This window comes from Streptomyces sp. NPDC091376 (assembly GCF_044757085.1).
GTDB classification, from domain to species: domain Bacteria; phylum Actinomycetota; class Actinomycetes; order Streptomycetales; family Streptomycetaceae; genus Streptomyces; species Streptomyces pratisoli.
In genome coordinates, this window is the sequence record NZ_JBIVUF010000045.1 from 1 (window position 1) to 10,293 (window position 10,293).

The window sequence follows — 10,293 nt, forward strand, 5'->3', positions numbered from 1 at the left end:
GTGCCGTCGGGAGCTGTGATGACCTGCAGATTCACGCCATGCCTGCGGTGCTTTCCCGAGTAGTCCGCGCGGCTGTCACCCACCCGGTCGCACTCGGCCAGGGTGCCGTCCAGCAGCACGTACCGTGCGTTCGTCGACCTGAGCGCCGCGGTCAGGCCTGGTGCCCGGGCGGCCAGGAGTGTCACGACGGAATGAACGTAGGCGTGGGCGGTGCCCACGCTGATACCGAATCCGGCGGCGATCTGTGTGAGCGTGTCGTTCTTGCGCAGGTACACCAGTGCGGCCAGGGCACGCCGGGACGGCGGCAGCTTGCACCGGCGCTCACCCTCGCGAGTGACGATCAGCATCGTCACCCACTCCACAAGTGCGTGCGGGACGTCGAGTACGGCACGATAGGCAATCAACGGAGCCCCAAGGCTGAAGAGTTGAGCTTAGACACCTTGCTCAACAGCCCTGGGGCTCCGCCCGTTTCACAGCCACCCACACGTCACCCGATCGGTAGCCACTCTGAAAATGCTCACTGCGCCATGCCGGTGGGGGCGATCGAGGCGCGTGCTGAGGTGCTGGCCGCTGCCCGGCCCCTGGTGCAGACCTCCGGGCCGGTGGAGTAGCGCACCCCGCCGGTGGCGGGGGAGCGGCGTACGCTCGGTCAGCTGGGAGCGGGGCCGCGCTTCCCTCCCGTCGCGGTCCATCGCCCGGCCTTTCGTGGTGTCAGGCCCCGTCGGCGCGGGCGGGGGCGGGGCGGTCGGACAGTACGAGGTCGAAGTTCTGTTCGGTGAGAGGCTCCATCGAGATCTCGTAGGCGCGGGTGACCTGCTGAACACGCACTACGGCCTTGCGGACTCCTGTGGTGTTCCGGCGGTCCACTCGATGTGTATCCAGTCGCGGTAGAGCACTTCGGCAGTTTCGTCGATGTCCAGGCCGCGCGCAACCGTCCGTTCCTGCGTCCTCGTGCAGCGGCTCGGCTGGAGCCTCGGCTCCACTGTCGGGTTCGTGGCGGCCGCCGTCGCTCGCCCCGTCGCTGTCGGCGTCGGTGGCGTGCTCGACCAGGCGGATCGGGGACGGTTCTGCGGACGCGAGCAGGGAACGGATTGCCGGGATCCGAGTCTCAGCGTCCTCGCCACCGTGGTGCAGGAGCAGCCCGTGAGGGCTCGGGTGTGGCTCGGTAGCCGCGAGGTCGTGGTCTGCGTGAGGCTGCCGATGGGCGGGAGCGCCAGGGCGACGTCTGCTCCGACATTCACACGGCCTCGAGGGTGAGGCGGAGACTGCTGCTGTCTGTCCGGCTCATCTGGTACGTCAGCGCGGCGTGGAGGCGCTCAGGCTCCAGGCGGGACAGGACCTGGTCGACGCGGCCCGTGGCGTGGTCGGGGGAGTTCAGGTCCAGCGGTGAGCGGATCTCGCTGGTGTCCAGGTCGCCGGTGGGTAAGGCGCTTGCGCGAAGCGAGGCAGGCATGCGAGGGAGTGGCCAGCATCGATTCTCCTTGGATGAGTGGTTGTTGACGGACCGTCACCATAGAGGCGATACTAGCGGGTAACGGGATAGACTGTCCCCGTTACCCGGGCTATCCCCCTAGGGCGTGTGCCGGAAGTGCTTTAGGTTGGCTGGCGTGAGTGCGTGGGGGCGGAGTTACCGATATGTCGGACCCGTTGAGCTGAAGGCTGCGGTCCGGCCTGGCGGTGGCGGGTGCCGAATCGGCTCGGCGGCTGACTTCGACGGCTGGATCGCTGAGCGATCGGCAGCAGAGCTGACGGAACCGTTCACCTTCGTGGTCGGCACGGATGGTGTGCTTCGGCTGGCGCCGCGGCGAAGTGAGCACGTGGCCTGCGCTGGCGGGGACATGGTTCTGAGTGCCGGCGAGATCAGCTTCATACGTGAGGCAGACCGGTGGACCGTGGGCGAGGTCAGCAACCAGTCCACCGGATACTGTCCGGACGTCACCTCCTGGTCGGCAGTCGCTCATGCTCTGGACGACGTAGAACTTGGGCGGCCCTCCGGCTTCACCCATGAGGTGGTGTTCCGGCGGTGCCCCGACTGCCAGGAGCACAACATCGTGCGCGAGGACGACTTCGTCTGCGTCTTCTGTGGCAGCGATCTGCCGGAGGCGTGGAACGTGGATCCCGCCGTGTGACGGATGCGGGTCACAGCCACTCGTTGATGGCAGCGACGAGGACAGTCGCTTCGTAGCGGACCGCGAGCTTGTCGTATCGAGTGGCGACGGCGCGGTGTCTCTTGAGACGGTTGATCCCGCACTCGACCGCGTGACGCTCGCGGTAGTCGACTGGGTCGAAATGCGGCGGCCGACCGCCGCGGGAGCCGAGCTTCCGGCGGTTGCGGGCCTGGTCGGCCTTGTCGGGGATGGTGCAGCGGATCCTGCGGCGGCGCAGGTAGGCGCGGTTCCCGCGGGAGGCGTACGCCTTGTCCGCCCGCACCCGGTCGGGACGGACGCGTGGCCGGCCCGGCCCGATGCGGGGCACGCGCACCTTCTCCAGCACGGGTTCGAACTGCGGCGAGTCTCCGCGCTGTCCTGCCGTGACCACGATCGACATGGGCTTCTGACCCTGTTCGACGGCCAGGTGGAGCTTGGTGGTGAACCCGCCGCGCGACCGTCCCAGTCCGTGATCGCGGGGCTCGGTGGACACGCCACCCGGCGGTTCTTTCTGCAGGTCGCACTGCTTACGAGCCCCGGCCGCATGCTGATGGGCGCGGCAGACCGTGGAGTCGACGCTAAGGTCCCACATGATCGCACCTCTCGCGTCGGCCAAGGACTGGAGACGGGTCAGGATCCGCTGCCAGATGCCGTTCCGCTGCCATCGGCGGAACAGGTCGTAGACCCGGCCCCATGGCCCGTATTCGACGGGCACGTCTCGCCAGGGAACACCGGTCCGGACCCGGAACCGTATGCCGTCGATCAGCCGCCGCCGGGGCCAGACGGGCGGTCGCCCGGTCTTGGCACCCTTCGGCAACAACGGCTCCAGCACCGCCCACTGCTCGTCCGTGAGATCTCCCCGACCCATGAACCATGATCATTCACAGTCCAAGATCCACTTTCGATACACGGCCTAGGTGTATTGATCACGAGCGTTGTTGACACGCACGGGTCTTGATCATGGCGAAGGCCTCCGTGTGTGGTGGAGGTGTCGAATCTTCACCGCACGGAGGCCTTCGTGTCCCACCGTAATGCCCGGCTGACTGTCTTCGGGAGGCGGCTGCTGGTTGAACGGGTCTGTTCCGGACGGCCGGTCGCGCACGTGGCTGCCGAGATGGGGATCTCGCGGGCCACAGCTCACAAGTGGGTGCGCCGGTGGCGGGCGGAGGGCGATGCGGGCCTGCAGGACCGCTCCAGCCGGCCGCACACGACCCCGCACCGCACCGCCCCCGCGGTCGAGGCCCGTGTCTGCGAACTCCGCCGGGCCCGCAAGCTGGGCCCTGCCCGCATCGGCCCGATCCTGGGCCTGCCCGCCTCGACCGTGCACCGCATCCTGACCCGCCACGGCCTGCACCGTCTGGCCTGGCTGGACCGGCCCACCGGCGAGCCCGTCCGCCGCTACGAGCGGGCCCGGCCCGGCGAGCTCGTCCACGTCGATATCAAGAAACTCGGCAACATCCCTGACGGCGGGGGCTGGCGCACGGTCGGCAGGACGGCCGGCGACCGCAACCGCCAGGCCACCACCGCCCGGCGCAAGAGCTGCCAGCCGGTGATCGGCTACAGCTACATCCACTCCGCCGTCGACGACCACTCCCGCCTGGCCTACAGCGAGGTCCTGACCGACGAACGCAAGGAGACCGCCGCAGCCTTCTGGCAGCGGGCCCAGGCGTTCTTCACCGGTCATGGCATCACCGTCGAACGGGTGCTGACCGACAACGGCTCCTGCTACAAGTCGTTCCTCTGGCGGGACACACTCGCCGCGGCCGGCATCGCCCACAAACGCATACGGCCCTACCGGCCTCAGACGAACGGCAAAGTCGAACGCTTCAACCGCACCCTGCTGGACGAATGGGCCTACCTGCGGCCCTACACCAGCAACACCGAGCGGACCGCAGCCCTGGCAGACTTCCTCCACACCTACAACCACCACCGATGCCACACCGCACTCGCAGGCCAGCCACCCATCACCCGCGTAAACAACGCTCCAGGTCAATACACCTAGGGCCTGTCCGGTGAGTCGGCAGGATCCCCTTGCTTGCCTTCTAGGCTGGCGCCATGGACAACGGGCTCGCTCACGAGGAAAGCGTCTTCATCAACTTTCGACGCTACGTCCCGGATCCGAAGGAGCACGGTTTTCGGTGGGTCGACATCAAGCAGCTCCGCTTCTCTGCGGAGTCGTTGGACGATAGAGGGCTGCTTGCTGCACTGATTAGGCATGAGCAGTTCCGGGACGACTATGCAGGTGGTGGAGTGCTGCCGGACGGGCCCCGGCACGGTCCATATTGGCTGCGGTTGATCACCTCCGACCTGTACGAGCCCATCAGCCAGGAGAAGGCCGTGCAGATCGTGCGGGAGTGGGTGGATCCGCTCTGGGACGTGCCCACCGAGCTGGAGGCAGAGCTGCAGCGGGAGGTGTTCGCCCGCCTGGCCGCAGCCGATGGCATCTACTACCTCAGCGAGCTCGGTGATGAGGCGATTCATGACTGGGGACGCGTGCACGACTACTTCCACGAGCTCGTGCTCGTGGACCGCTCGGCTGGACGGATCACGCTCATCGTCGCCGCCGACGACTGAGGCAACCACCGGGGCATCCGCTGCGGTGGCTGATATCAGTAGCGGAGCCACAACCGAATCGCCGCAAGAGTGACCGTGCCGTGGAAGACGTAGGCCCTCTTGTCGTAGCGAGTCGCCACGGCTCTGGAGCCCTTGAGCGCGTTGAAGCAGCGCTCGACTTCGTTCCTCCTTCTGTAGGTAGTGCTGTCGAAGCCGGTCGGCCGCCCACCGTGGCTACCGCGCCGTTGGCGGTTGGCCTTCTGGTTCTTCGGCTCAGGGATGGTGTGCTTGATCTGGCGTCGCCGCAGGTAGCGGCGGTTCCGGCGAGAGCTGTACGCCTTATCGCCACACACGTGGTCCGGTCGCGTCCGCGGGTGACCGCCAGCTAGGCGAGGGACTCGAACACGATCCATTACCTTGATCAGCTGTGGCGCGTCACCCCACTGTCCGGGAGTGATCAGCACAGCCAATGGGCGGCAGCTGCCGTCACTCGCCAGATGAATCTTCGTCGTGAGACCACCCCGTGACCGACCGAGCGCCTCATCAAGGCGATGCTCGGCCGGGCGGCGCCGACGCCCCAGCACCCGGGGCACGCGGTGATGAGCCCCGGCCGCATGCTGATGGGCGCGGCAGACCGTCGAATCCACGCTCACCACACTCCAGTCGATCCGCCCCTCGCTGTCGGCGTCGGCCTGGACCGTCCGCAGGACACGCTCCCACGTGCCATCTGCGGACCACCTGCGATGGCGGTCATAGACCGTCTTCCACTTCCCGAAGCGGGTCGGAAGATCTCGCCACGGCAGACCGGTGCGCTGCCGGAACAGAATCCCGTTGATCACGAGCCGATGGCACTGCCAACGTCCGCCCCGCCCAGCGTTCTTGGGCAGACTCGGTTCGAGTCGAGCCCATTCGTCATCAGAAAGATCGCCCCGCCCCACACCGGACAGAACGACCGGCCGACGGGCGGGTTACCTGACCCATCGGACAGGCCCTAGTGTCCTGCGCCGGAGATCCGTTGGCAGAAGCGGGCGAGTGAGTCGAGGATCTCTTCGGCTGTTTTGGTCCATGTGAACGGGGTCGGGTTCTCATTCCATTGCTTGACCCAGGCGCGGATGTCAGCTTCGAGGGAGCGCACACTCTTGTGGGCGCCTCGGCGGATCTTCTGGTCCGCGAGGAAGCCGAACCATCGCTCGACCTGGTTGATCCAGGAGGAGCCGGTGGGCGTGAAGTGCAGGTGAAACCGCGGGTGTTTGGCGAGCCATGTCTTGATGGCCGGGGTCTTGTGGGTGCCGTAGTTGTCGCAGATCAAGTGGACCTGCAGGTGTGCGGGGACCTCGTTGTCGATCTTGGTGAGGAACTTTTTGAACTCCGCGGCCCGGTGCCGGCGGTGCAGCGAGGTGATGACTTCGCCGGTTGCGACGTCGAAGGCCGCGAACAAGGTGGTCAGGCCGTTGCGGACGTAGTCGTGCGTGCGACGCTCGGGCATGCCGGGCATTATCGGCAGCACTGGCTGGGAGCGGTCCAGAGCCTGGATCTGGGACTTCTCGTCCACCGACAGGACCACTGCACCTTCGGGCGGGTTGAAATACAGCCCCACCACGTCGTAGACCTTCTCCACGAACAGTGGGTCCGGCGACAGTTTGAACGTGTCGCTCAGGTGCGGCTTGAGCTGGAATCGTCGCCAGATCCGGCCCACGGTCGACTTCGACAGGCCACTGCGGTCGGCCATGGACGCACGAGACCAGTGCGTGGCGTTCTTCGGGACCTCTTCTAGCGTGCTGACCACGACCGCCTCCACCTGGTCCACGCTGATGGTGGGCGGCCGGCCCGGCCGGGGCTCGTCCACCAGCCCGTCCAGACGGGCCGCCAGAAACCGGCGACGCCACTTGCGGACCGTGTCCGCCGCGATCCGTAACTCCCGTGCCACCACAACAATCGGCGGCACATCAGCACCGTCGCATGCCAACACGATACGGGCCCGCAAGGCCACGGCCTGCGCAGATGACGCCCTGCGAGCCCAACGCTCCAACACCGCACGCTCATCAGGCGACAACAACAACGGTTCCAGCTTCGGACCACGACGAGGCACCGGCACATCCGCAGAAGCAGTCATACACAAACTAACGACGGATCTCCGGCCCAGGGCACTAGACAATTGCGTTCTTAGATCCAACCTTCTTTGCTCCTGTGACCGCCGTGCCTCTCGGCTCTGGTTCTCTGGTGAAATTGCTTGTCGCCGACCAGACCTTTTTCAAACGCAAGGCTGGAGATTCGATGAGATGCCAAGACGCGACAGCCATGGCCAATGCGGAGACTGCCGACAGTAGAAAGTACGGAAGAAATCCCCACCGAGTAAAGTCGGCAACCGAGAACAACTGCTGGATGGGGAAAGCGTAGATGTAAATTCCGTACGAGTAGTCACTCCTCCTGCCGATCTTCCGTAGTGCGGCCGGCGCGCGCATAGCCACCCAGAGCAGCAAGTATGCGTATGCTGGCAGCCCGACCACAGAGAAGCATCCGCAGCGGACAGAAACCAGAAAGAGCACGACACATCCCACCGCAACTGGGGTATTCATCGGGAGATTTTCCCGGTAGAGTTCCGCAAGAGCCCCCAACGCAAACATGAAGCTCAATGCGAGCAGGTGTCCGGCGAAGAGGTTACCCAGAATCGGCATATCGAGATTGCCTCGGTCTAGGGCATATGTGGGAGCCCGGAGGAGGGGGTAAGTAACCGCCTCCATGATCAAAGCACCGAATGAGAAGGACGTCAACAGCAGGATGATCCAACGCGCTCGGCGCAGCACTCCCACTGCGGCCAGAATTGCCACACCTGCGTAGCACAACGACTCGTACGCGAGTGACCAGAGCGATCCATTGAAAACTCCCGCGAACGGAACTGATCCCAGAAGGCCCGAGATTCCTTGTTGATTGATGCCTACGGTCCAGTTCGAGGAAATGTATTCCCAAGGGCCGTGGACGTGGTTCCAGAACTTATCCTTCGCCAATTCTTCTGCTCCTGCCACCAGGGGGGCGATTCCAACCGCGGTGACCAGCAAGGCGAACCAGAATCCTGGAAGGATCCGCAACGCGCGGTGGCAGATAAATCGACCAGGGCTGAGTTGGAGCGCGCTTCGAGTAATGAGCAGACCGGAGATCGCGAAGAAGCCGCAAACTGCCAAGGTGCCAACATCTGTCTGGCCTCGGCTCAGGGAATTCCCCAGGTTTTCCTCTCCGAAACCCAGCGGAAATGCATGTGATGCCACGACTGCCAGGGCCAGCAGCAGCCGCAATCCGCCAAAACCATTCGTGGTCGACCAAGCACTTGCAAGAGTGTCGAAATTCTTACTTGGCATCAGCTGTTTATCCTAACTAATGCGGCAGGCTAGGGTGTGGCGGCCTGCACATAGCGGCTCTCTGGCGGCCAGGATCTTAACATTTCCCTCATCGTCGCACGTTCGCCAACGCAATAGCGTGACACTATCGTGAGGCCATCGGGTGTAGACATGTTGCCCGCCGCCTGCCACGAAAGTGTGATCATGCGAGAATTCCATGTCGTCCTGCGACACTTTCCCGTATCGGGTGACGAAACATAGAATCGCTACGTATCTTTGACCCATGCCAGCGGTTCGGTGGCGTCGTTACACTTTGGGCTTGTCGTGAACTCGGGAGCACCCTCCCGCCCTCATGAAATGTGAGCACGTGGAAAATAGGAAGTTGTTGACAGGATTCGGTGCAGCAGTCGCGGGCGCGGCTGGAGCTGCCGTTTGGGCCCTGTTGTTCCAGCAGGCGAGCACTGCGGGCGCCAATCTTGCGGTGGCACCACGTCCAGCATTGAACGCCGCCGAGCTATTGCAGGGCGGCGTACTACAGGCCCAGAACCAGGACTTCGATGGGGCGAAAACCACGTTCAGGCGGGTTCTGCAGGCAGACCCGGACAACATGCTCGCCTGGTACAACCTCGGTGTCGTCTCGGTGCAGGAGGGCAGGCTCGCCGATGCCCTTGAGGCGTACGATTCAGCTCTGAAGATCGACCCGTCGTACACCCCGGCCTTGTTCAACACGGCTCTGCTGCTCAGGACGAGTAATGCTGAGCGGGCGATCGCGTTGCTCAAGAGGACAGTCGCCATCAACCCGAAGGCGTCCACGGCCTATTATCAACTCGGTGAGATGCTGACGAGGAGGGGGCGGCACGGTCAGGCGCGGGATGCTTTCCGCCGAGCCGTTGCGGTCGATCCCTCCCTGCAGTCCCAGGTACCGAAAAGATTCAAGGACTCCACCAGCCCCTCTCCCTCCACGAGCGCAGGAAAGTAAGTCCCCCCTCGCCAGGTACGACAGTTCGCGCGGTCTGAGACGCCGGGGATGTGGCAGGCGGCCTGGTGCGGGCCCGTGTCACCCATCATCACTGCGTTGTCCCGCACTCCGAAGGAAGACAGCTGCTGTCGCGCCTCACCCGTTCCCGCCCACGGAGGGCAATCTCGTACCTGCACGACACGACATCGCGCCGAGACCGACAGGAAATACGCAGGTTGGGACTGCGGCAGAGCATGGGCCGAACCAGCTCGTGCTCTGACAATGCCGCCGCCGAGAGCTTCTTCGCACTGCTCAAAGAGGAGATCGGCACCCGCCGCTGGTCCGACCGGACCACTGCTCGCGCGGAGATCTTCGCCTTCATCGAGACCTTCACAACCGCAGACGACTGCGGAAGCATCCGGCTTGGGGCTACCTCACCCCGCTGGAGATCCGACAGCGACACGAGCAGGAACACGCCCTTGCAGCGTAAGCAACGAGTGTCCCGCATCACGGGGCAAGTCCGGACCAGGTCAGGCCGCGGCCCCGTGCGGAACGCGATCACCCTCACAGTCGCAGACGAGCATGAGGACGTCGTTCACGCCCAAGGCCACGGAGTTAAGCACCGGGACCGTCCGTCAAGAGGGTGATCTCAATGCATGTCGCTGAGTCGGTAAGCGAGGGATCGATCAAGATCTACTCGCTCAAGAGATCCCGTTGGCCAACCAGTGTGCCACCACCGTGCCCGAACCGCGTGGACATGAGGAAGAACTCCTGCTCACGCCGGGTCACTTGGGAGACCTGACTCGTTCTCTTCCTGTTGAACTCGTCGATGCAGTCCTGGAGGAGTGCCAGGTTTTTGAGCGTCGACGACGTCTCCTTCCATCGCGCCTCGGGGGTGGACTTCGTCCTGGCGTTATCCCTGTTCCCTGCGCTGGGCTATCTGCGCGGGACAAGCTGACGGCGGCCCTCGCCGGGCGGAACGTATGCCAGCCGAGAGGGCTGGCTCTTCGCTGTCTGTGGCGGCGTCTGGGGATCGCTCCGCTCAAAGCGCTGTTCGAGGTAGTGGCCGGACCGCTCGCGCAGCCCACCACCTCAGGCACGTGCTACCGATGCTCGCGGACTGTTCGCCTTCGACGGCTGCAGTGCGGTCAAAGCCGCCGACTGGGAACGGAACCGGCCTGGCTGGGCATAGTCCAGGCCCGTCTCGGTAGTGACCTGGTTCGGGGATCCTGTCGCAGTAGCGGCAGATGCGGTCGAGGATCTGGTCGGCGGTCCTGGTCCACTTGAAGGGTCTGGCGTCCTC

The 10,293-nt window shown here is 64.7% G+C and carries 11 protein-coding genes; 5 read left to right on the plus strand and 6 right to left on the minus strand.

The features are described 5' to 3' along the window. Window positions 1-347, minus strand: a 347-nt coding sequence (locus ACIQMR_RS37795; protein WP_401397569.1) for a transposase family protein, incomplete at its 3' end; no start/stop codon positions are given. A gap of 890 nt (window positions 348-1,237) precedes the next feature. After that, a complete protein-coding gene (locus tag ACIQMR_RS37800) occupies window positions 1,238-1,453 on the minus strand; it encodes a hypothetical protein (protein ID WP_401397571.1) in 216 nt (71 codons plus the stop codon). Window positions 1,454-1,607: 154 nt separating this feature from the next. Between ACIQMR_RS37800 and ACIQMR_RS37805 the strand changes: the two genes are divergently transcribed. Beyond that, window positions 1,608-2,129, plus strand: coding sequence for a hypothetical protein (locus tag ACIQMR_RS37805; protein WP_401397574.1), 522 nt, complete (start codon window positions 1,608-1,610; stop codon window positions 2,127-2,129). Between the two features lie 10 nt (window positions 2,130-2,139). On the opposite strand, the gene ACIQMR_RS37810 is transcribed toward ACIQMR_RS37805, so the two are convergent. Continuing rightward, window positions 2,140-3,015: an IS5 family transposase gene (locus ACIQMR_RS37810; RefSeq protein ID WP_401397576.1), complete on the minus strand. Its 876-nt coding sequence runs from the start codon at window positions 3,013-3,015 to the stop codon at window positions 2,140-2,142. Between the two features lie 150 nt (window positions 3,016-3,165). Between ACIQMR_RS37810 and ACIQMR_RS37815 the strand changes: the two genes are divergently transcribed. Beyond that, on the plus strand, window positions 3,166-4,149 hold the full coding sequence (locus ACIQMR_RS37815) for an IS481 family transposase (RefSeq protein ID WP_401397579.1): 984 nt from the start codon (window positions 3,166-3,168) through the stop codon (window positions 4,147-4,149). 53 nt (window positions 4,150-4,202) lie between these two features. After that, entirely contained in the window at window positions 4,203-4,721 is a 519-nt protein-coding gene (locus ACIQMR_RS37820) for a hypothetical protein (RefSeq protein WP_401397582.1), read from the plus strand. Between the two features lie 35 nt (window positions 4,722-4,756). Here ACIQMR_RS37820 and ACIQMR_RS37825 read toward each other — a convergent pair whose 3' ends face one another. From ACIQMR_RS37825 to ACIQMR_RS37835, 3 genes are read right to left on the minus strand one after another with little or no spacing between them, the layout of a single operon-like run. Further along, window positions 4,757-5,638: an IS5 family transposase gene (locus tag ACIQMR_RS37825; protein WP_401397585.1), complete on the minus strand. Its 882-nt coding sequence runs from the start codon at window positions 5,636-5,638 to the stop codon at window positions 4,757-4,759. 53 nt (window positions 5,639-5,691) lie between these two features. Beyond that, complete coding sequence (locus ACIQMR_RS37830; RefSeq protein ID WP_401397591.1) at window positions 5,692-6,813, minus strand: IS630 family transposase; 1,122 nt, start codon at window positions 6,811-6,813, stop codon at window positions 5,692-5,694. Between the two features lie 34 nt (window positions 6,814-6,847). Then, window positions 6,848-8,053 carry an acyltransferase family protein gene (locus tag ACIQMR_RS37835; RefSeq protein WP_401397594.1) on the minus strand — a complete coding sequence of 402 codons (1,206 nt, stop codon included), beginning with the start codon at window positions 8,051-8,053 and terminating at the stop codon, window positions 6,848-6,850. A 346-nt stretch (window positions 8,054-8,399) separates the two neighbouring features. Between ACIQMR_RS37835 and ACIQMR_RS37840 the strand changes: the two genes are divergently transcribed. Then, window positions 8,400-9,011, plus strand: a complete 612-nt coding sequence (locus tag ACIQMR_RS37840; protein WP_401397597.1) for a tetratricopeptide repeat protein — start codon at window positions 8,400-8,402, stop codon at window positions 9,009-9,011. Between the two features lie 717 nt (window positions 9,012-9,728). Continuing rightward, window positions 9,729-10,277: a transposase domain-containing protein gene (locus tag ACIQMR_RS37845; RefSeq protein WP_401397599.1), complete on the plus strand. Its 549-nt coding sequence runs from the start codon at window positions 9,729-9,731 to the stop codon at window positions 10,275-10,277. The last annotated feature ends 16 nt before the right edge of the window (window positions 10,278-10,293 follow it).